The sequence below is a fragment of the Pseudomonas sp. GW821-FHT01E05 genome (assembly GCF_059422425.1).
Genome location: NZ_JBWKWW010000014.1, coordinates 1 through 21,130, shown reverse-complemented (window position 1 = coordinate 21,130; position 21,130 = coordinate 1). Strand labels below are relative to the sequence as shown.

Annotated in this window: 17 protein-coding genes and 4 tRNA genes; all 21 read right to left on the bottom strand. The window is 54.9% G+C overall.

Features of this window, described 5'->3' with window-relative positions:
• Positions 1-56: 56 nt before the first annotated feature.
• The 21 genes from rpsJ to birA all read right to left on the bottom strand — a co-directional run bounded on the left by rpsJ (position 57) and on the right by birA (position 20,942).
• The gene (gene rpsJ / locus AC07W5_RS25510; RefSeq protein WP_003186070.1) at positions 57-368 is read right to left on the bottom strand and encodes a 30S ribosomal protein S10; all 312 of its coding nucleotides are present in this window, start codon (positions 366-368) and stop codon (positions 57-59) included.
• Between the two features lie 142 nt (positions 369-510).
• Positions 511-1,704 (bottom strand): elongation factor Tu, encoded by a 1,194-nt coding sequence (gene tuf, locus AC07W5_RS25505; protein WP_494994969.1) that lies wholly within the window; start codon positions 1,702-1,704, stop codon positions 511-513.
• A gap of 30 nt (positions 1,705-1,734) precedes the next feature.
• Entirely contained in the window at positions 1,735-3,837 is a 2,103-nt protein-coding gene (gene fusA, locus AC07W5_RS25500; RefSeq protein WP_494994968.1) for an elongation factor G, read from the bottom strand.
• A gap of 30 nt (positions 3,838-3,867) precedes the next feature.
• Entirely contained in the window at positions 3,868-4,338 is a 471-nt protein-coding gene (gene rpsG / locus AC07W5_RS25495; protein WP_002555493.1) for a 30S ribosomal protein S7, read from the bottom strand.
• A 119-nt stretch (positions 4,339-4,457) separates the two neighbouring features.
• Positions 4,458-4,829, bottom strand: a complete 372-nt coding sequence (gene rpsL / locus AC07W5_RS25490) for a 30S ribosomal protein S12 (RefSeq protein ID WP_002555494.1) — start codon at positions 4,827-4,829, stop codon at positions 4,458-4,460.
• Between the two features lie 216 nt (positions 4,830-5,045).
• Entirely contained in the window at positions 5,046-9,245 is a 4,200-nt protein-coding gene (gene rpoC, locus AC07W5_RS25485; RefSeq protein ID WP_494994967.1) for a DNA-directed RNA polymerase subunit beta', read from the bottom strand.
• 64 nt (positions 9,246-9,309) lie between these two features.
• Positions 9,310-13,383 carry a DNA-directed RNA polymerase subunit beta gene (gene rpoB / locus AC07W5_RS25480; protein WP_494994966.1) on the bottom strand — a complete coding sequence of 1,358 codons (4,074 nt, stop codon included), beginning with the start codon at positions 13,381-13,383 and terminating at the stop codon, positions 9,310-9,312.
• A 220-nt stretch (positions 13,384-13,603) separates the two neighbouring features.
• A complete protein-coding gene (gene rplL / locus AC07W5_RS25475; protein WP_494994965.1) occupies positions 13,604-13,969 on the bottom strand; it encodes a 50S ribosomal protein L7/L12 in 366 nt (121 codons plus the stop codon).
• A gap of 77 nt (positions 13,970-14,046) precedes the next feature.
• Positions 14,047-14,547: a 50S ribosomal protein L10 gene (gene rplJ / locus AC07W5_RS25470; protein WP_095147408.1), complete on the bottom strand. Its 501-nt coding sequence runs from the start codon at positions 14,545-14,547 to the stop codon at positions 14,047-14,049.
• 198 nt (positions 14,548-14,745) lie between these two features.
• Positions 14,746-15,441 carry a 50S ribosomal protein L1 gene (gene rplA / locus AC07W5_RS25465; protein ID WP_003232403.1) on the bottom strand — a complete coding sequence of 232 codons (696 nt, stop codon included), beginning with the start codon at positions 15,439-15,441 and terminating at the stop codon, positions 14,746-14,748.
• A complete protein-coding gene (rplK, locus tag AC07W5_RS25460; RefSeq protein ID WP_007933726.1) occupies positions 15,441-15,872 on the bottom strand; it encodes a 50S ribosomal protein L11 in 432 nt (143 codons plus the stop codon). Before rplK ends, rplA begins: the two co-directional genes overlap by 1 nt.
• Before the next feature lie 119 nt (positions 15,873-15,991).
• Positions 15,992-16,525 (bottom strand): transcription termination/antitermination protein NusG, encoded by a 534-nt coding sequence (gene nusG, locus AC07W5_RS25455; RefSeq protein WP_123573478.1) that lies wholly within the window; start codon positions 16,523-16,525, stop codon positions 15,992-15,994.
• 9 nt (positions 16,526-16,534) lie between these two features.
• Positions 16,535-16,903 (bottom strand): preprotein translocase subunit SecE, encoded by a 369-nt coding sequence (secE, locus tag AC07W5_RS25450; RefSeq protein WP_494994964.1) that lies wholly within the window; start codon positions 16,901-16,903, stop codon positions 16,535-16,537.
• A 45-nt stretch (positions 16,904-16,948) separates the two neighbouring features.
• Positions 16,949-17,024: transfer RNA gene (locus AC07W5_RS25445), tRNA-Trp, on the bottom strand.
• Positions 17,025-17,078: 54 nt separating this feature from the next.
• Positions 17,079-18,272: an elongation factor Tu gene (gene tuf / locus AC07W5_RS25440; RefSeq protein ID WP_150804250.1), complete on the bottom strand. Its 1,194-nt coding sequence runs from the start codon at positions 18,270-18,272 to the stop codon at positions 17,079-17,081.
• Positions 18,273-18,356: 84 nt separating this feature from the next.
• Positions 18,357-18,432: transfer RNA gene (locus AC07W5_RS25435), tRNA-Thr, on the bottom strand.
• 26 nt (positions 18,433-18,458) lie between these two features.
• A tRNA-Gly gene (locus tag AC07W5_RS25430) sits at positions 18,459-18,532 on the bottom strand.
• A 26-nt stretch (positions 18,533-18,558) separates the two neighbouring features.
• Positions 18,559-18,643 (bottom strand) — tRNA-Tyr (locus AC07W5_RS25425).
• Positions 18,644-18,786: 143 nt separating this feature from the next.
• Positions 18,787-19,233: a hypothetical protein gene (locus AC07W5_RS25420; RefSeq protein WP_495024535.1), complete on the bottom strand. Its 447-nt coding sequence runs from the start codon at positions 19,231-19,233 to the stop codon at positions 18,787-18,789.
• Positions 19,234-19,240: 7 nt separating this feature from the next.
• On the bottom strand, positions 19,241-19,993 hold the full coding sequence (locus AC07W5_RS25415) for a pantothenate kinase (RefSeq protein WP_494994962.1): 753 nt from the start codon (positions 19,991-19,993) through the stop codon (positions 19,241-19,243).
• Entirely contained in the window at positions 19,983-20,942 is a 960-nt protein-coding gene (birA, locus tag AC07W5_RS25410; protein ID WP_494994961.1) for a bifunctional biotin--[acetyl-CoA-carboxylase] ligase/biotin operon repressor BirA, read from the bottom strand. The genes AC07W5_RS25415 and birA overlap by 11 nt, the downstream gene beginning before the upstream one ends.
• Between the last annotated feature and the right edge of the window lie 188 nt (positions 20,943-21,130).

Below are 21,130 nucleotides of genomic sequence, written 5' to 3'. Positions count from 1 at the left end.
GGCTTTCACCCGCTATGGCCGCCCATTTCAGAGCGTTACACGACTAAGACCGAGTCTTAGCCGAGGCTGATCTGCACTTCCACACCGGCCGCAAGATCAAGCTTCATAAGTGCATCAACGGTTTTATCCGTTGGCTGGACGATATCCAGTACGCGCTTATGAGTACGGATCTCGTACTGGTCGCGCGCGTCTTTGTTGACGTGCGGGGAGACCAGAACGGTGAACCGCTCTTTACGGGTAGGCAGTGGAATTGGACCACGCACTTGAGCACCAGTACGTTTCGCGGTTTCCACGATTTCCTGGGTGGATTGGTCGATCAGGCGATGGTCAAAAGCCTTCAACCTGATACGGATTTGCTGATTTTGCATTGGATTTCAGACTCCAGGCTGCTATTCCCACCGAGCGCAATACGCCCGTTAAAAGGAGGCGCAATTCTATAGACGGGCCAACATAGTGTCAACCCAATAAAAAAGCCCCCGCTAGGCGGGGGCTTTTTTCAACTCATCGATATTACTCGATGATTTTAGCTACGACGCCAGCGCCGACGGTACGACCGCCTTCACGGATAGCGAAACGCAGGCCATCTTCCATTGCAATGGTCTTGATCAGGGTAACAGTCATTTGAATGTTATCGCCTGGCATTACCATTTCAACGCCTTCCGGCAGCTCGCAGTTACCGGTCACGTCAGTGGTCCGGAAGTAGAACTGTGGACGGTAGCCTTTGAAGAACGGAGTGTGACGACCGCCTTCTTCTTTGCTCAGAACATAAACTTCTGCGGTGAACTTGGTGTGCGGCTTAACCGAACCTGGCTTGACCAGAACCTGACCACGCTCAACGTCGTCACGCTTGGTGCCACGCAGCAGAACACCGCAGTTCTCGCCAGCACGACCTTCGTCGAGCAGCTTGCGGAACATTTCAACACCAGTGCAGGTGGTGGTGGTGGTGTCACGCAGACCAACGATTTCCAGAGCGTCTTGAACGCGAACAATACCGCGCTCGATACGACCAGTCACAACAGTACCACGACCCGAGATCGAGAATACGTCTTCGATTGGCATCAGGAATGGCTTGTCGATAGCACGCTCAGGCTCAGGAATGTAGGAGTCCAGAGTCTCAACCAGCTTACGAACGGCAGTGGTGCCCATTTCGTTATCGTCCAGACCTTCCAGAGCCATACGGGCAGAGCCGATGATGATTGGAGTGTCGTCGCCTGGGAAGTCGTAAGTGCTCAACAGATCGCGCACTTCCATCTCAACCAGTTCCAGCAGCTCAGCGTCGTCTACCAGGTCAGCCTTGTTCAGGAAGACCACGATGTACGGAACACCTACCTGACGGGACAACAGGATGTGCTCACGAGTTTGCGGCATCGGACCATCAGCAGCCGAGCAAACCAGGATCGCGCCGTCCATCTGGGCAGCACCGGTGATCATGTTCTTCACATAGTCAGCGTGACCTGGGCAGTCAACGTGAGCGTAGTGACGAATCTTCGAGTTGTACTCAACGTGAGCGGTGTTGATGGTGATACCGCGAGCTTTCTCTTCTGGTGCGCTGTCGATCTTGTCGAAGTCAACACGAGCCGAACCGAAAACTTCGGAGCAGACGCGAGTCAGAGCAGCAGTCAGAGTGGTTTTACCATGGTCAACGTGACCGATGGTGCCAACGTTGACGTGCGGTAGGGAACGATCAAATTTTTCTTTAGCCACGACAATTAACTCCTTGCCTAAAGGGCTGAATCAGCCTTGTTTTTTAGTGACAGCTTCTGCGACATGCGCCGGAGCCGTATCATATTTTTTGAATTCCATAGAGTAGCTTGCGCGACCCTGAGACATGGAACGGACGTCGGTCGCATAACCGAACATCTCACCCAGCGGAACCTCGGCACGAATCACTTTGCCGGAAACCGTGTCTTCCATACCCAAGATCATGCCGCGACGACGGTTCAGGTCACCCATCACGTCACCCATATAGTCCTCAGGTGTAACAACCTCTACAGCCATGATCGGTTCAAGCAGCTCACCACCACCTTTGGTAGCCAGTTGCTTGGTTGCCATGGAAGCAGCCACCTTGAACGCCATCTCGTTGGAGTCGACGTCGTGGTAAGAACCATCAAAAACGGTAGCCTTCAGGCCGATCAGCGGATAACCGGCAACAACGCCGTTCTTCATCTGCTCTTCGATACCCTTCTGGATAGCCGGGATGTATTCCTTAGGAACCACACCACCCACCACTTCGTTCACGAATTGCAGACCTTCCTGACCTTCATCAGCAGGAGCAAAACGAATCCAGCAATGGCCGAACTGACCACGACCACCGGACTGGCGAACGAACTTGCCTTCGATTTCGCAGTTCTTCGTGATGCGCTCACGATAGGAAACCTGCGGCTTACCGATGTTGGCTTCGACGTTGAACTCACGGCGCATCCGGTCAACCAGGATGTCCAGGTGCAACTCGCCCATGCCGGAGATGATCGTTTGACCAGTCTCTTCATCAGTCTTGACGCGGAAAGACGGGTCTTCCTGAGCAAGTTTGCCCAGAGCGATACCCATTTTTTCCTGGTCGTCCTTGGTCTTAGGCTCTACGGCAACCGAAATAACCGGCTCCGGGAAGTCCATACGAACCAGGATGATTGGCTTGTCAGCGGAGCAGAGGGTGTCACCAGTGGTAACGTCCTTCATGCCGATCAGGGCCGCGATGTCGCCAGCGCGTACTTCCTTGATCTCTTCACGGGTGTTTGCGTGCATTTGCACCATACGACCCACGCGCTCTTTCTTGCCTTTAACCGAGTTGATCACGCCGTCGCCGGAGCTCAACACGCCCGAGTAAACGCGAGCAAAGGTCAAAGTACCCACGAATGGGTCAGTAGCGATCTTGAACGCCAGAGCCGAGAACGGCTCGCTGTCGTCCGCATGACGCTCCATTTCAACAGTCTCGTCATCCGGGTCGGTACCCTTGATGGCAGGAATGTCGACTGGCGCCGGCAGGAAGTCGATAACGGCGTCGAGAACCAGGGGAACACCCTTGTTCTTGAAGGAAGAACCGCAAACAGCCAAGACGATCTCACCAGCGATAGTACGCTGACGCAGAGCAGCCTTGATTTCCTCGATGGTGAGTTCTTCACCTTCGAGATACTTGTTCATCAGCTCTTCGCTGGCTTCGGCAGCAGCCTCAACCATGTTGCTGCGCCACTCTTCAGCCAGTTCCTGCATATCTGCCGGAATAGCCTCGCGACGAGGAGCCATGCCCTTGTCGGCATCATCCCAGTAGACCGCTTCCATATTGATCAGATCAACCTGACCCTGGAAGTTGTCTTCCGAACCAATGGCCAACTGGATTGGCACCGGAGTGTGACCCAGACGCTTTTTGATCTGATCGATCACGCGCAGGAAGTTCGCACCAGCACGGTCCATCTTGTTTACATAAACAAGACGTGGGACGCCGTATTTGTTGGCTTGACGCCATACGGTTTCCGACTGAGGCTCAACACCCGAAGTACCGCAGAACACAACGACCGCGCCATCGAGCACGCGCAACGAGCGCTCCACTTCAATGGTGAAGTCAACGTGGCCCGGGGTATCGATGATGTTGAAGCGATACTTGTCGAACTGCTTGACAGAACCCGACCAGAAGGCCGTGGTTGCAGCGGAGGTGATAGTAATACCACGCTCCTGCTCCTGCACCATCCAGTCCATGGTCGCGGCGCCGTCGTGCACCTCGCCCATCTTGTGGTTTACGCCAGTGTAAAAAAGGACGCGCTCGGTGGTGGTGGTTTTACCAGCATCCACGTGAGCAACGATACCGATGTTACGGTAGCGGTTAATCGGAGTAGTACGAGCCATAAAGCCCTCGCAAAATTAGTGACGCTAAAATTAGAAGCGGTAGTGCGAGAAAGCCTTGTTAGCTTCAGCCATACGGTGCACGTCTTCACGCTTCTTAACTGCAGCACCTTTACCTTCAGCAGCGTCCAACAGTTCGCCAGCCAAACGCAGAGCCATAGACTTCTCGCCACGCTTACGGGCGAAGTCTACCAACCAGCGCATTGCCAGAGCGTTACGACGGGACGGACGAACTTCGACCGGAACCTGGTAAGTAGCACCGCCTACACGGCGCGACTTCACTTCGACCAGCGGAGCGATGGCGTCGAGAGCTTTCTCGAAGATTTCCAGGGGGTCGCTGTTCTTGCGTTCTTTAACCTTCTCCAGCGCGCCATAAACGATACGCTCGGCAACGGCTTTCTTGCCGCTTTCCATTACGTGGTTCATGAACTTGGCCAGGATTTGGCTTCCGTATTTTGGATCGTCAAGCACTTCGCGCTTGGCTGCTACGCGTCTTCTTGGCATGGATAAGCCCTCAAACGGTCTTCAGGTTCGCTCGGAATCGGTGCCCTTTCGGGACGCCTCCGACCTTACTCTTATCGACTCAGAAAAATAGATAATTCAGTTTTTACAAAAAGCCGCTACTACTTAGGCTTCTTGGTACCGTACTTCGAACGACCTTGGTTACGACCTTTAACGCCGGAAGTATCCAAAGAGCCGCGAACGGTGTGATAACGAACACCTGGCAAGTCTTTTACACGACCGCCGCGGATCAGTACCACGCTGTGCTCTTGCAGGTTGTGGCCTTCACCGCCGATGTACGAGGAAACCTCGAAACCGTTGGTCAGACGCACACGGCATACTTTACGCAGTGCCGAGTTAGGTTTTTTCGGCGTAGTGGTATACACGCGAGTGCACACGCCACGACGTTGCGGGCAGTTCTGCAGCGCAGGCACGTCGGATTTCTCGACGATACGCTTACGCGGCTGACGTACCAGCTGGTTGATAGTTGCCATCTACTAGCTCCACTGTTGTCTTGCGACGCTATTGTCTTGCAAGAAAAGCAAAAATGGCAGGAACGAATTCCCGCCAAATTTAGGGGTACAAGAGTCTAAAGAGGATCTTGTCCCCAGTCAAGGCAAGGCCCCGACCTCCCCGCTCAACGAACCTCGACAAATGCATCGATCCGCTGAACGGGGCTGTCAGGGCCCGGCGCCTATTTATCGCAGAACTCAGTTACCGCTCGAGTTCAGCGCTTCGGTCAGTGCAGCTTCCACTTCACTGGCGCTAACGCGCAACGGTTTGTCAGCTTCACGGCGACGCTTACGCTCGCTGTGATAAGCCAAACCGGTACCGGCCGGGATCAAACGACCCACAACCACGTTTTCTTTCAGGCCGCGCAGGTAATCGCGCTTGCCGGTTACCGCCGCTTCGGTCAGTACGCGGGTAGTCTCTTGGAAAGAGGCTGCCGAGATGAACGATTCGGTGGACAACGACGCCTTGGTGATACCCAGCAACACTCGAGTGAACTTGGAAACGAATTTCTCGTCCGCGCTCAAACGCTCGTTCTCGACCAAAACGTGAGTCAGCTCCATCTGGTCGCCCTTGATGAAAGTGGAATCGCCAGATTCAGCGATTTCAACTTTACGCAGCATCTGACGCAGGATGGTCTCGATGTGCTTATCGTTGATCTTCACGCCTTGCAGACGATAAACGTCCTGGATCTCGTTGACGATGTACTTGGCCAGCGCACTCACACCCAGCAGACGCAGGATGTCGTGTGGATCGCTCGGACCGTCGGAGATAACTTCGCCGCGGTTTACCTGTTCGCCTTCGAAGACGTTCAGGTGACGCCACTTCGGAATCAGCTCTTCGTACGGATCGCTACCGTCGTTCGGGGTAATGACCAGACGGCGCTTGCCTTTGGTCTCTTTACCGAACGCGATGGTGCCGCTGACTTCAGCCAGAATCGAGGCTTCTTTCGGACGACGAGCTTCGAACAAGTCGGCAACACGCGGCAGACCACCGGTGATGTCACGGGTTTTCGAAGTTTCTTGCGGGATACGAGCGATAACATCACCGATCGCGATCTGCGCACCATCCGCAACGCCGACCAGGGCGTTGGCTGGCAGGAAGTACTGAGCCGGTACGTCGGTACCTGGCAACAGCAGATCCTTGCCATCCATGCCTACCATCTTCACGGCAGGACGGATGTCTTTGCCGGCAGCTGGACGGTCTTTGGCGTCGAGTACTTCAATGTTGGTCATACCGGTCAATTCGTCAGTCTGACGCTTGATCGTGATGCCTTCTTCCATGCCCACGTAGGTCACGGTACCTTTCATTTCGGTAACGATTGGGTGAGTGTGCGGATCCCACTTGGCCACGATTGCGCCAGCGTCGACCTTGTCACCCTCTTTCACCGAAATCACAGCACCGTACGGCAGCTTGTAACGCTCACGCTCACGACCGAAGTCATCCGCGATTGCCAGCTCACCGGAACGGGACACAGCCACCAGGTGACCATCCACCCGCTCAACGTGCTTCAGGTTGTGCAGACGGACAGTACCGCCATTCTTCACCTGAACGCTGTCAGCAGCAGAGGTCCGGCTCGCCGCACCACCAATGTGGAACGTACGCATCGTCAGCTGTGTACCTGGCTCACCGATCGACTGAGCAGCGATAACGCCGACAGCTTCACCAATGTTCACCTGGTGACCACGAGCCAAGTCACGGCCGTAGCACTTGGCGCAGATGCCGTAGCGGGTTTCGCAGCTGATCGGCGAACGAACGATTACTTCGTCGATGCTGTTCAGCTCGATGAACTCGACCCACTTCTCATCGACCAGAGTGCCGGCAGGAACGATAACGTCCTCAGTACCTGGCTTGAATACGTCGCGAGCAATTACACGACCCAACACGCGCTCACCCAACGGCTCTACAACGTCGCCGCCTTCGATGTGCGGAGTCATCACCAGACCGTGTTCGGTGCCGCAGTCGATCTCGGTAACAACCAGATCCTGCGCCACGTCTACCAGACGACGAGTCAGGTAACCGGAGTTCGCAGTTTTCAACGCGGTATCCGCCAGACCTTTACGAGCACCGTGAGTAGAGATGAAGTACTGAAGTACGCTCAAACCTTCACGGAAGTTCGCAGTAATCGGCGTTTCAATGATGGAACCGTCCGGCTTGGCCATCAGACCACGCATACCGGCGAGCTGACGGATCTGCGCAGCAGAACCCCGTGCGCCCGAGTCGGCCATCATGTACATCGAGTTGAAGGACTCTTGGTCGACTTCGACGCCGTGACGGTCGATAACCTTCTCTTTCGAGAGGTTCGACATCATCGCCTTGGAAACTTCGTCGTTCGCCTTGGACCAAAGGTCGATCACTTTGTTGTACTTCTCGCCCTGGGTTACCAGGCCGGAGGCGTACTGACTTTCGATCTCTTTCACTTCGTCGGTAGCAGCACCGATGATGGCCGCTTTTTCATCAGGGATAACGAAGTCGTTAACACCAATGGAAACGCCGGAAATGGTCGAATAGGCAAAACCGGTGTACATCAACTGGTCAGCGAAGATCACGGTCTCTTTCAAACCAACCACGCGATAGCACTGGTTGATCAGTTTGGAGATCGCCTTTTTCTTCATCGGCAGGTTGACGACGTCGAAGGACAGGCCTTTTGGCACAACCTGGAACAACAGCGCACGGCCGACAGTGGTGTCGACGATACGGGTGTTGGTCACGCTGCCACCGTCACGATCGTTTACGGTTTCGTTGATCCGAACTTTGACTTTGGCATGCAGCGCGGCTTCGCCGGCGCGGAATACACGGTCAACTTCTTGCAGATCCGCGAACACACGACCTTCGCCTTTGGCGTTGATCGCTTCACGAGTCATGTAGTACAGACCCAATACAACGTCCTGCGACGGCACGATGATTGGCTCACCGTTGGCTGGCGACAGAATGTTGTTGGTCGACATCATCAACGCACGCGCTTCCAACTGGGCTTCCAGTGTCAACGGTACGTGCACGGCCATTTGGTCGCCGTCGAAGTCGGCGTTGTACGCAGCACAGACCAGTGGGTGCAGCTGGATCGCCTTACCTTCGATCAGTACTGGCTCAAACGCCTGGATACCCAGACGGTGAAGGGTCGGAGCACGGTTGAGGAGTACCGGGTGTTCGCGAATTACTTCAGCAAGAACGTCCCAAACCTCTGGCAGCTCGCGCTCAACCATTTTCTTCGCGGCTTTGATGGTGGTGGCCAGGCCACGCATTTCCAACTTGCCGAAAATGAACGGTTTGAACAGCTCGAGAGCCATTTTCTTCGGCAGACCGCACTGGTGCAGACGCAGGGTCGGACCTACGGTAATTACCGAACGACCGGAGTAGTCAACACGCTTACCGAGCAGGTTCTGACGGAAACGACCTTGCTTACCCTTGATCATGTCAGCCAGGGATTTCAGAGGACGCTTGTTGGAACCAGTGATAGCGCGGCCACGACGACCGTTGTCGAGCAGGGCGTCGACGGCTTCCTGCAACATACGCTTTTCGTTGCGCACGATGATGTCCGGAGCGGACAGATCAAGCAGGCGCTTCAAGCGGTTGTTACGGTTGATCACTCGACGATACAGATCGTTGAGGTCGGAAGTCGCGAAACGACCGCCATCCAGCGGGACCAGTGGACGCAGATCTGGCGGCAGAACCGGCAGAACGGTCAGCACCATCCACTCTGGCAGGTTGCCGGAACCCTGGAAGGCTTCCATCAACTTCAGACGCTTGGACAGCTTCTTGATTTTGGTTTCGGAGTTGGTTTGCGGAATCTCTTCACGCAGACGACCAATCTCGTGCTCCAGATCGATAGCGTGCAGCAGCTCACGGACAGCCTCGGCACCCATGCGGGCGTCGAAATCATCACCGAACTCTTCCAGCGCTTCGAAGTACTGCTCGTCGTTCAGCAGCTGACCTTTTTCAAGGGTGGTCATGCCTGGATCGATAACGACATAGCTCTCGAAGTAGAGAACGCGTTCGATATCACGCAGGGTCATGTCCATCAGCAAACCGATACGGGACGGCAGCGATTTCAGGAACCAGATGTGGGCGACAGGCGATGCCAGTTCGATGTGCGCCATGCGCTCACGACGAACCTTGGCCAGCGCAACTTCAACGCCGCACTTCTCGCAGATCACACCACGATGCTTCAAGCGCTTGTACTTACCGCACAGGCACTCGTAATCCTTTACCGGGCCAAAGATCTTGGCGCAGAACAGGCCGTCACGCTCAGGCTTGAACGTACGGTAGTTGATGGTTTCCGGCTTTTTAACTTCACCGAAGGACCACGAACGGATCATCTCAGGCGATGCCAATCCGATACGGATGGCGTCGAACTCTTCGACTTGACCCTGGTTTTTCAGCAAATTCAGTAGGTCTTTCAAGGCCTTTCCTCCTGGCGGAGCAGAGAGCGGGCAATCCTGCCCCGCTCTCGATTCGCGTCACGTGTTATTCGGTTTCCAGATCGATATCGATGCCGAGGGAACGAATTTCCTTGATCAACACGTTGAAGGACTCGGGCATGCCCGGCTCCATACGGTGATCGCCGTCCACGATGTTTTTGTACATCTTGGTCCGACCGTTCACATCGTCCGACTTCACTGTGAGCATTTCTTGCAGAGTGTATGCCGCGCCGTATGCTTCCAGCGCCCAGACCTCCATCTCCCCGAAACGCTGACCACCGAACTGTGCCTTACCACCCAGCGGTTGCTGGGTAACCAGGCTGTAAGAACCAGTAGAACGAGCGTGCATCTTGTCGTCTACCAAGTGGTTCAGCTTCAGCATGTACATGTAGCCAACGGTAACCGGACGCTCGAACTTGTTGCCGGTACGGCCGTCAGTCAGCTGCATCTGGCCGCTTTCTGGCAAGTCAGCCAGTTTCAGCATGGCCTTGATTTCGCTTTCCTTGGCACCGTCGAACACTGGAGTGGCCATCGGAACGCCGCCGCGCAGGTTCTTAGCCAGGTCCATGATCTCCTGGTCGGAGAAGGTGTCCAGCTCTTCGTTGCGACCGCCGATCTCGTTATAGATCTCGTGCAGGAACTTGCGCAGATCAGCGATCTTGCGTTGCTCTTCGATCATGCGGTTGATCTTCTCGCCCAGACCTTTGGCCGCGAGGCCCAGGTGGGTTTCAAGGATCTGACCGACGTTCATACGCGAAGGTACGCCCAACGGGTTGAGGACGACGTCGACCGGGGTGCCATTGGCATCGTGCGGCATGTCTTCAACCGGCATGATCACGGAGACCACACCCTTGTTACCGTGACGACCGGCCATCTTGTCGCCCGGCTGGATGCGACGACGGATTGCCAGGTAAACCTTGACGATTTTCAGCACACCTGGAGCAAGGTCATCGCCCTGCTGCAGTTTGCGCTTCTTGTCTTCGAACTTGTCGTCCAGCAGACGGCGGCGATCAACGATGTAGGCCTGGGCCTTCTCAAGCTGCTCGTTCAGAGCATCTTCAGCCATGCGCAGTTTGAACCACTGGCCATGCTCAAGACCGTCGAGAACTTCGTCGGTGATTTCCTGACCTTTCTTCAGACCGGCGCCGCCTTCGGCTTTGTGGCCGACCAGAGCGGAACGCAGACGTTCGAAAGTAGCGCCTTCAACGATACGGAACTCTTCGTTCAGGTCCTTGCGGATCTCGTCGAGCTGGGTCTTCTCGATCGACAGAGCACGAGCATCACGCTCGACACCGTCACGAGTGAAGACCTGTACGTCGATAACAGTACCTTTGGTGCCGGTAGGCACACGCAGGGAGGTGTCTTTAACGTCGCTGGCTTTTTCACCGAAGATGGCACGCAGCAGTTTTTCTTCCGGGGTCAGCTGAGTCTCGCCTTTCGGAGTGACCTTACCTACCAGAATGTCGCCTGCGCCAACTTCAGCACCTACGTAAACGATACCGGCTTCGTCCAGTTTGTTCAGTGCAGCTTCACCCACGTTCGGGATGTCTGCAGTGATTTCCTCTGGCCCAAGCTTGGTGTCACGCGCCACACAGGTCAGTTCCTGGATGTGGATCGTGGTGAAACGGTCTTCCTGAACCACACGCTCGGACAGGCAGATGGAGTCTTCGAAGTTGAAGCCGTTCCATGCCATGAACGCGATGCGCATGTTCTGACCCAGAGCCAGCTCACCCATATCGGTGGACGGGCCGTCGGCCATGATGTCGCTGCGCTGAACCCGATCACCCTTGCTCACCAGTGGACGCTGGTTGATGCAGGTGTTCTGGTTGGAGCGGGTGTACTTGGTCAGGTTGTAGATGTCGACACCAGCTTCGCCGGTTTCAACTTCGTCATCAGCAACACGAACCACGATACGGCTAGCATCGACCGAGTCAATCACGCCGCCACGACGAGCCACGACGCAAACGCCGGAGTCACGAGCAACGTTGCGCTCCATGCCGGTACCGACCAACGGCTTGTCGGCACGCAGGGTCGGTACAGCCTGACGCTGCATGTTCGAACCCATCAACGCACGGTTGGCGTCATCGTGCTCGAGAAACGGGATCAGCGACGCAGCAACCGAAACTACCTGCTTCGGCGAAACGTCCATCAAGGTGACGTCTTCCGGCGCCTTGACGGTGAACTCGTTCAAGTGACGAACAGCTACCAGCTCGTCGATCAGGACTTTCTTATCGTTCATCGTGGCCGAAGCCTGAGCGATCACGTGATCAGCTTCTTCGATGGCGGACAGGAACACGATCTCGTCAGTGACCAGAGCGTCCTTCACCACACGGTACGGACTCTCGAGGAAGCCGTACTGGTTGGTGCGCGCATAAGCGGCCAGGGAGTTGATCAGGCCGATGTTCGGACCTTCCGGCGTTTCAATCGGGCATACACGACCATAGTGAGTCGGGTGTACGTCACGAACTTCAAAGCCGGCACGCTCACGAGTCAAACCGCCAGGGCCGAGTGCAGAGACACGACGCTTGTGGGTAATCTCGGACAGCGGGTTGTTCTGGTCCATGAACTGGGACAGCTGGCTGGAACCGAAGAACTCTTTCACCGCCGCAGCCACTGGCTTGGCGTTGATCAGGTCTTGCGGCATCAGGCCTTCGCTTTCAGCCATCGACAGACGCTCTTTGACCGCACGCTCAACACGCACCAGGCCAACGCGGAACTGGTTTTCAGCCATTTCGCCTACGCAGCGAACACGGCGGTTACCCAGGTGGTCGATGTCATCGACGATGCCTTTGCCGTTACGGATATCAACCAGAGTCTTGAGGACTGCGACGATATCTTCTTTGCACAACACGCCCGAACCTTCGATCTCGGTACGACCGATACGACGGTTGAACTTCATCCGGCCGACCGCAGACAGGTCATAGCGCTCAGGGCTGAAGAACAGGTTGTTGAACAGGGTCTCGGCAGCGTCTTTGGTTGGCGGCTCGCCAGGACGCATCATGCGATAGATCTCGACCAGCGCTTCCAATTGGTTGCTGGTGGAGTCGATCTTCAGAGTGTCGGAGACGAACGGACCACAGTCGATATCGTTGGTGTACAGCGTCTCGATGCGAACGACCTGGGCCTTGGCAATTTTCGCCAGGATCTCGGTGTTCAGCTCGGTGTTGCACTCAGCCAGGATTTCGCCGGTTGCCGGATGCACGATGACCTTGGCGGTAGTGCGACCCAGGACATAGTCCAGAGGCACTTGCAGCTCTTTGATCCCGGCTTTTTCCAGCTGATTGATGTGACGAGCGGTGATACGACGACCCTGCTCGACAATAACCTTGCCTTTGTCATCCTGAATATCGAGAACAGCAATTTCACCACGCAGGCGCTGAGGCACCAGCTCCAGGTTGAGGCTTTCACCCTGCACATGGAATACGTTGGTGGTGTAGAACGCGTCGAGCACTTGTTCAGTGGTATAGCCAAGCGCACGCAGCAGTACCGATGCAGGCAGCTTGCGACGACGGTCGATACGCACGAACACGCAGTCTTTCGGGTCGAACTCGAAGTCCAGCCACGAACCGCGGTAAGGAATGATCCGCGCGGAGTACAGCAGTTTACCGGAGCTGTGCGTCTTGCCGCGGTCGTGGTCGAAGAACACGCCCGGGGAACGGTGCAACTGGGAAACGATTACGCGCTCGGTACCGTTGATTACGAAGGTACCGTTCTCAGTCATCAGGGGGATTTCACCCATGTAGACTTCTTGCTCTTTGATGTCCTTGATCGCTTTGTTCGACGATTCTTTGTCGAAAATGATCAGACGAACTTTTACCCGCAAAGGTACGGCGTACGTGACACCGCGCAGCACGCATTCTTTGACATCAAATGCCGGTTCGCCCAAGCGATAACCGACGTACTCCAGCGCAGCATTGCCGGAGTAGCTGATGATCGGGAAAACGGATTTGAAGGCCGCATGCAGGCCCACGTCGCGGAACTGATCTTTAGTCGCTCCCGCTTGCAAGAATTCACGATACGAATCCAGCTGGATGGCCAGGAGGTACGGCACATCCATGACGTCCGGCAACTTGCTAAAGTCCTTGCGGATACGTTTTTTCTCAGTATATGAGTAAGCCATCAGCGTTCCCCAGCTTGGTCACCTGCTTGTTTGGCCCCTCCCGACGGGAGCAGCCAGAAAATCTTGCAAACCCCATGGTTTGCGCCACCGCATCGGGTGGTTACAGCACGTTAGTGGCGACGACCGAGTCGATTGCCAATAACGGAAAAAGGCCGGTGGCAAGAGCCACCAGCCATCAGCCTTCCGCTTAACGCTTGGGCTGGAGACGCAAAGTCGATGCTTACTTCAGCTCGACTTTAGCGCCTGCTTCTTCCAAGGTAGCCTTGGCTTTGTCAGCAGCGTCTTTAGCTACAGCTTCCAGAACCATGCCTGGAGCGCCGTCAACTACAGCCTTGGCTTCTTTCAAGCCCAGACCGGTCAGCTCACGTACAGCCTTGATCACGTTAACTTTCTTCTCGCCAGCTTCAAGCAGCATGACGTTGAATTCGGTTTGCTCTTCAGCAACGGCAGCAGCAACAGCTGGGCCAGCGGAAGCAGCAGCAGCGGTAACGCCGAATTTTTCTTCGAAAGCTTTGATCAGCTCAACAACCTGAATAACGGACATTTCAGCTACGGCGTTGAGGATATCGTCTTGAGAGATAGACATGACTCTAATTCCTGATTTGGGGACGGCCTACGCGACCATCGAAATAAACAAAAAAGCGCGAAAGGAAGTGCTCAGCCTTAGGCTGCAACAGCTTCTTTTTGGTCGCGAATAGCCGCCAGAGTACGAGCCAACTTGCTGGTAGCGCCTTGAATCACGCTCATCAGCTGGGAAATTGCTTCGTCACGGGTCGGCAGAGTTGCCAGTACGTCGATCTGATTAGCTGCGAGGAACTTGCCCTCGAACGCAGCTGCCTTGATCTCGAACTTGTCCTGACCTTTGGCGAATTCCTTGAACAAACGGGCAGCAGCGCCAGGATGTTGGTTGGAGAACGCGATCAAGGTCGGGCCAGTGAACACGTCGTTGAGAACACTGTATTCAGTGTCAGCAACAGCGCGCTTGAGCAGGGTGTTACGTACAACACGTACGTAAACGCCAGCTTCACGAGCCTCTTTACGGAGTCCGGTCATCGCGCCTACTGTTACGCCACGGGCATCAGCCACGACAGCGGACAGAGCGACTTTGGCAGCCTCGTTGACTTCAGCGACGATGGCCTTCTTGTCTTCGAGTTTAATTGCCACGGGTTTAACTCCTGCTTGTTACCGTTTCATCCAGTCGAGACCGGATGTCGTTTTGGTGTCTGATTCGGTAAGGAACCGGGAGCACCATCTGCGTAGGCTTGAGGTTTAAGACTTGCGTCGCCTACGGTCTTGGATAGCCCCCGCCAGGCAGGGACCCCAATCTTTCAATTGGCGCGATCTCTCACGCCAATTTGTGTCTTATACGTCCAGCGAACCTTGGTCGATGACCAGACCTGGGCCCATAGTGGTGCTCAGGGTAACGCGCTTGACGTAGATGCCTTTCGAGGAGGCCGGCTTGATACGCTTCAGATCAGCGATCAGGGCTTCAACGTTTTCCTTCAGCTTGACGGCGTCGAAACCGACCTTGCCAACGGAAGTGTGAATGATGCCGTTTTTGTCGGTGCGATAACGAACCTGACCAGCCTTGGCGTTTTTAACCGCGGTAGCGACGTCTGGAGTAACAGTACCGACTTTAGGGTTAGGCATCAGGCCACGTGGACCGAGGATCTGACCCAGCTGACCAACAACGCGCATTGCATCCGGGGAAGCAATAACGACGTCATAGTTCAGGTCGCCACCCTTCATTTCAGCAGCCAGATCGTCCATACCTACGCGATCAGCGCCGGCAGCCAGAGCAGCTTCAGCGGCTGGGCCCTGGGTGAAAACAGCAACGCGAACGGTCTTGCCAGTGCCGTGCGGCAGCACAGTAGCGCTACGAACAACCTGGTCGGATTTACGCGGGTCAACACCCAGGTTTACAGCGACGTCAACCGACTCGCTGAACTTGACAGTCGACAGCTCGGTCAGCAGAGCAGCGGCATCTACAAAGTTGTAGGCCTTGCCTGCTTCGATTTTGCCGGCGATAGCCTTTTGACGCTTGGTCAACTTAGCCATTACACACCCTCCACGTTAAGGCCCATGCTACGAGCAGAACCGGCGATAGTACGCACGGCTGCTTCCATATCAGCTGCAGTCAGATCCGCGTTTTTGGTTTTCGCGATTTCTTCCAGCTGAGCACGAGTCACGGTGCCAACCTTAACGGTGTTCGGACGAGCGGAACCGCTAGTCAGACCAGCAGCCTTCTTCAGCAGAACCGAAGCTGGGGTGCTTTTAGTTTCGAAAGTGAAGCTGCGGTCACTGTAAACAGTGATGATCACAGGAGTCGGCAGACCTGGCTCAAGACCCTGAGTACGGGCGTTGAATGCCTTGCAGAATTCCATGATGTTCACGCCGTGCTGACCCAGAGCCGGGCCGACGGGTGGACTTGGGTTGGCCTGTGCGGCCTTCACTTGCAGCTTGATGTAAGCAGTAATCTTCTTAGCCATGAGGCACTCCAATTACGGGTTCAAACGCCTGAAAAGGCTCCCCGGTTACTCGCGCGTTTATCCCAGTGACGACAAAACCCCACAGCCTAGGGCTGCGGGGGTATGGGATGCTTGTTCAGTTATGCCTTTTCGACCTGACTGAACTCTAACTCTACCGGAGTAGAGCGACCGAAAATGAGCACTGCCACTTGGATCCGGCTCTTTTCGTAGTTAACTTCTTCGACAGTACCGTTGAAATCAGCAAACGGACCATCCGTGACGCGCACCACTTCACCCGGCTCGAACAACGTCTTCGGCTTCGGCTTGTCGCTACCATCGGCAACACGACGCAGAATGGCTTCAGCCTCTTTATCGGTGATCGGCGCGGGCTTGTCGGCGGTTCCGCCGATGAAACCCATCACACGAGGAGTATCCTTGACCAAGTGCCAAGTACCCTCATTCATATCCATCTGAACCAGCACATAGCCTGGAAAGAACTTGCGCTCGCTTTTGCGTTTCTGGCCATTACGCATTTCAACCACTTCTTCAGTGGGAACCAGAATTTCGCCAAAGCCTTCTTCCATGCCAGCCAGCTTCACACGCTCGATCAACGAGCGCATGACATGCTTCTCGTAACCCGAGTAAGCATGCACAACGTACCAACGCTTAGCCACGGGACACCCTTAGCCAACAATCAAGGAAACAAGCCAGCCGAGCAGGGAGTCAAGCCCCCACAACAGCAACGCCATAACCAGAACAACAGCCACAACAATCAACGTGGTCTGCGTGGTTTCTTGGCGAGTTGGCCATACGACTTTACGAATTTCGGTGCGAGCTTCCTTAACCAGTACAAAGAAAGACTTGCCCTTGACAGTCTGCAAGCCTACAAAGGCAGCTACAGCAGCAATGACGAGCAACACGAGTACGCGGTACAGGATCGGCGAACCGGAGTAATACTGATTACCCACAACACCGACAACCACCAAAGCGACTACTACAAGCCACTTAAGCAGATCGAAGCGAGAACCTTGAGCTTCAGCCTTGGGTGTCATCTAAGAAAATCCTGTGAAAAGAAAGCCAGACACACCGAGTGAATCTGGCAGGTCAGGAGGGAATCGAACCCCCAACCTACGGTTTTGGAGACCGTCGCTCTGCCAATTGAGCTACTGACCTAAAAACAAAATCAGGCCGACCATTATGTCGGCCCGACAAAGATACTTCAACAACTTACTCGATGACTTTTGCCACGACACCGGCGCCGACGGTACGACCGCCCTCACGAATGGCGAAACGCAAACCATCTTCCATTGCAATGGTCTTGATCAGGGTAACGGTCATCTGAACGTTATCACCCGGCATCACCATCTCAACGCCTTCCGGTAATTCGCAATTACCGGTCACATCAGTCGTACGGAAGTAGAACTGCGGACGGTAACCCTTGAAGAATGGGGTATGACGACCACCCTCCTCCTTGCTCAGAACGTAAACCTCAGCAACAAACTTGGTGTGAGGCTTCACGCTACCTGGCTTGACCAAAACCTGACCACGCTCAACGTCGTCACGCTTGGTACCACGCAGCAGAACACCACAGTTCTCGCCAGCACGACCTTCGTCGAGCAACTTGCGGAACATCTCAACACCCGTACAAGTAGTCTTGATAGTATCACGCAGACCAACAATCTCGATCTCTTCCTGAATCTTGACGATTCCGCGCTCGATACGCCCAGTCACAACAGTACCGCGACCAGAAATAGAGAACACATCCTCGATCGGCATCAGGAACGGCTTGTCAATTGCACGAACCGGCTCAGGAATATAGCTATCCAGAGTCTCAACGAGCTTACGAACCGCAGTGGTACCCATCTCGTTGTCATCTTGGCCGTTCAGAGCCATCAAAGCGGAACCGATGATAATCGGAGTGTCGTCGCCTGGGAAATCGTAAGTGCTCAGCAGATCACGCACTTCCATCTCAACCAGCTCCAGCAGCTCAGCATCGTCAACCATGTCAGCCTTATTCAGGAAGACAACGATGTACGGAACGCCAACCTGACGAGACAACAGGATGTGCTCACGAGTCTGCGGCATAGGACCATCAGCGGCCGAGCAAACCAGGATCGCGCCATCCATCTGGGCAGCGCCGGTGATCATGTTTTTTACGTAGTCAGCGTGACCCGGACAGTCAACGTGTGCGTAGTGACGCACGGCCGAGTCATATTCAACGTGAGCGGTATTGATGGTGATACCGCGAGCTTTTTCTTCCGGGGCGCTATCGATCTTGTCGAAGTCAACTTTTGCCGAACCGAAAACCTCGGAGCAGACACGAGTCAGCGCAGCGGTCAGCGTGGTCTTACCGTGGTCGACGTGACCAATGGTACCTACGTTGACGTGCGGCTTATTACGTTCGAACTTTTCCTTAGCCATCGAAATCACCCTCAGGAGAAGAATTGAGCTAGCTACATCAACCATTAAAACAAAGGCAGATATTTTCATATCTGCCTTGTTATATGGAGCTCTTGAGCGGATTTGAACCGCTGACCTCACCCTTACCAAGGGTGTGCTCTACCAACTGAGCTACAAGAGCGAAACACTGTGCACAAACAGCAAACTTGGAGCGGGTAGCGGGAATCGAACCCGCATCATCAGCTTGGAAGGCTGAGGTTCTACCACTAAACTATACCCGCGGAGCTTGCAGCTCACGCTTAAAATATGGTGGAGGGGGAAGGATTCGAACCTTCGAAGTCGTAGACGTCAGATTTACAGTCTGATCCCTTTGGCCGCTCGGGAACCCCTCCTAAGCGAGGCAGCATTTTATACTACGCTGCCCTTCTGTCAAGCATTTTCTCATTAAAAACCTGAGGTTAGCTGCATGACCTTCTGCTTCGCCGCTAACACCTCAAGAGGTGTTCACTGCGGAGCGGGCGCCATTCTATGCAAACTATTCGACAGTTGCAATGCCTTCGCACGGCATTATTTTATGTTTTAACTCATTGAATTCTTTGGAAAGGTTTTGCAGAAGCATATCGTCCGCCAGATGCCGGCTTTCTGGCTCCACACGCAGCCAATAACCGGCGGAATCAGCAAGGTTGAGTAACTGCGGCCGGACCTTGATATCCAGACCACTCAACCGCTGCTCGAGTGCCTGAGCAGCTTCCTGACGAGCAAAGCCCCCCACATAAAGGCAATTGCTATCCATATCAGCCAACCGCCCCTTGTCGCGCCTCGCCACCGCATCAGCCGACTCGCTCAGCAAACGGATATCCTGCTGCGAACCACGATACAAGGTAAGCGGCATCACCTCTTTTGCCCGCAAAGGTGCCTCCTGCTGATGCCAGACGTAATAGAACCCATTGAGAACCAGCAACAACAGAAACAACCAACGCATAAAAACCTCAGGACAAGGGACACGCCATAGCCAAGCCTACAAATACAAGATCCGGGACAACCCTGGCCCCCGGCACAACCTCTGAAACCAGCCCCGCATCACCACCCGTGAGGAACACCGTGAAATTATTCTGCCCCCAATAGTTGCGCGCCAGCTCCAGCTGAGTCAGGACGAAGCCTCTCAACATCAATGAGCAACCGCGCTCAACCGCTTCGACCGTTGTAATACCCGGCACCAGCTTTTCCAATGCCCGCTCAGCTGCAAGGTCGTCATAACGGATTCGCCGTGTATGGGTGCGCAACTGGTTACGCATCAACGGCATTCCTGGACAGATGAATCCGCCCAGGTGCTCGCCATCCGCTGCAATGAAGTCAGCTGTCACTGCAGTGCCAAAATCGAGCACCAGACAAGCTCCAGACGCGAGATGGAACCCACCGAGCATCGCAAGCCACCGATCGAGACCTAACCTCTCGTACTCCTTATAACCGTTTCGAACCCCCGACATCTCACGAGCCGGCGCCGCACAGGCAACAGATACCCCGAACGAGTCAACCAATGAAGAGATAAGCGCGCGAGTCTCTTCATTGGTCCGGACACTGACTAACCGACAGCGCGTCAGGAGCAACCCGTCACACTTATGCAAGCTGTCCAGCAGAGCGAGATCCGAATCAACCACCCCCTCGGCAAATACACGAGCCGCATCAGCAAGAAGCACACGCCACTTGATGAAGCTATTACCGCAGTCGAGCTCAAGAATCATTGCGCAACCTCAAGCTGAGCTCACCGCCACTGAATACTTTTTCCACGCCACCCACCTTCAAACGTAACCCGCCCTGCCGATCGATGCCCATTACAATTCCATCAATCTGGTTAACTCCAGCGATCAACGAAACTGCGCGTCCTTGCCATAGATGGTTCTGCTCCCATTCCGCCTGGATAGCGGCAAAGCCCGAATCCTGATGGAGACTCAAATACTTCTGAAGCATCCCCCCCAGGCTAGCAACCAGGTGATTGCGATCGAAAGCCTTGCCCGCCTCGAGGCGCATCGAGGTCCATTGCTGATCGACCTCCTCAGTCATCTGCATGTTCACGTTAATCCCTACACCCAAGACGACGTGGCACACATCAGCAGGATCGCCAACCAACTCCAATAGTATCCCGGCAATCTTTTTCTGACCGACTAGAACGTCATTTGGCCACTTCAGACCCGCCTCCAGCACTCCCAACTCACGCAAGGTCTGCATTACAGCCAAACCAACGACGAGACTGAGCCCCTCAAGTTGTCGCATACCGCCATCTATACGCAGTACCAGACTGTAATAAATGTTTTCTGCGAAAGGACTTGCCCACTTTCGACCCCGCCGCCCCCTACCAGCAGTCTGTCTCTCTGCAAGCACAACAAACGGCGCAGGCAGCCCCCTCTCGATGGAGCGCAGGGCCTCTGCGTTAGTGGAGTCAATAGAGTCGAAAATCATCACCGGCCACGCACAATCCGGCGCTTGTCCGGCGATCTCGGCAGGATTTAGAAGCGTCAGCGGTGTAGCCAATTGATAGCCACGACCACGCACCTTGTGAATGGATAGATTCAGGTCGGCTTCTAAATGCTGAAGCTGCTTCCACACAGCACTGCGACTAATGCCCAAAGCAGCACCAAGCGCTTGTCCCGAGTGAAATCGACCGTCCTTCAGAAGCTTTAACAACGTCAGCATGCGCATCCCGCCTCACAATGAGGCACGCATGATAGCCATGCCTAGAGCCGTTGCATAGAAAACGCAAGACTGTGAGCTTCTTGCGCGCAAAAACAAAACCCCTACCTGCGTACGCAGATAGGGGTTTCGGAAGTTAATCTTGACGATGACCTACTCTCACATGGGGAAACCCCACACTACCATCGGCG

Excerpts from the sequence above, each read along its gene's own strand:
- secE (WP_494994964.1), bottom strand. The coding sequence starts at position 16,903 with ATGACACCCAAGGCTGAAGCTCAAGGTTCTCGCTTCGATCTGCTTAAG.
- rplA (WP_003232403.1), bottom strand. The coding sequence starts at position 15,441 with ATGGCTAAGTTGACCAAGCGTCAAAAGGCTATCGCCGGCAAAATCGAA.
- rplK (WP_007933726.1), bottom strand. The coding sequence starts at position 15,872 with ATGGCTAAGAAGATTACTGCTTACATCAAGCTGCAAGTGAAGGCCGCA.
- rplL (WP_494994965.1), bottom strand. The coding sequence starts at position 13,969 with ATGTCTATCTCTCAAGACGATATCCTCAACGCCGTAGCTGAAATGTCC.
- rpoB (WP_494994966.1), bottom strand. The coding sequence starts at position 13,383 with ATGGCTTACTCATATACTGAGAAAAAACGTATCCGCAAGGACTTTAGC.
- rpsJ (WP_003186070.1), bottom strand. The coding sequence starts at position 368 with ATGCAAAATCAGCAAATCCGTATCAGGTTGAAGGCTTTTGACCATCGC.
- rpsG (WP_002555493.1), bottom strand. The coding sequence starts at position 4,338 with ATGCCAAGAAGACGCGTAGCAGCCAAGCGCGAAGTGCTTGACGATCCA.
- rpsL (WP_002555494.1), bottom strand. The coding sequence starts at position 4,829 with ATGGCAACTATCAACCAGCTGGTACGTCAGCCGCGTAAGCGTATCGTC.
- birA (WP_494994961.1), bottom strand. The coding sequence starts at position 20,942 with ATGCTGACGTTGTTAAAGCTTCTGAAGGACGGTCGATTTCACTCGGGA.
- fusA (WP_494994968.1), bottom strand. The coding sequence starts at position 3,837 with ATGGCTCGTACTACTCCGATTAACCGCTACCGTAACATCGGTATCGTT.
- AC07W5_RS25415 (WP_494994962.1), bottom strand. The coding sequence starts at position 19,993 with ATGATTCTTGAGCTCGACTGCGGTAATAGCTTCATCAAGTGGCGTGTG.
- tuf (WP_150804250.1), bottom strand. The coding sequence starts at position 18,272 with ATGGCTAAGGAAAAGTTCGAACGTAATAAGCCGCACGTCAACGTAGGT.
- AC07W5_RS25420 (WP_495024535.1), bottom strand. The coding sequence starts at position 19,233 with ATGCGTTGGTTGTTTCTGTTGTTGCTGGTTCTCAATGGGTTCTATTAC.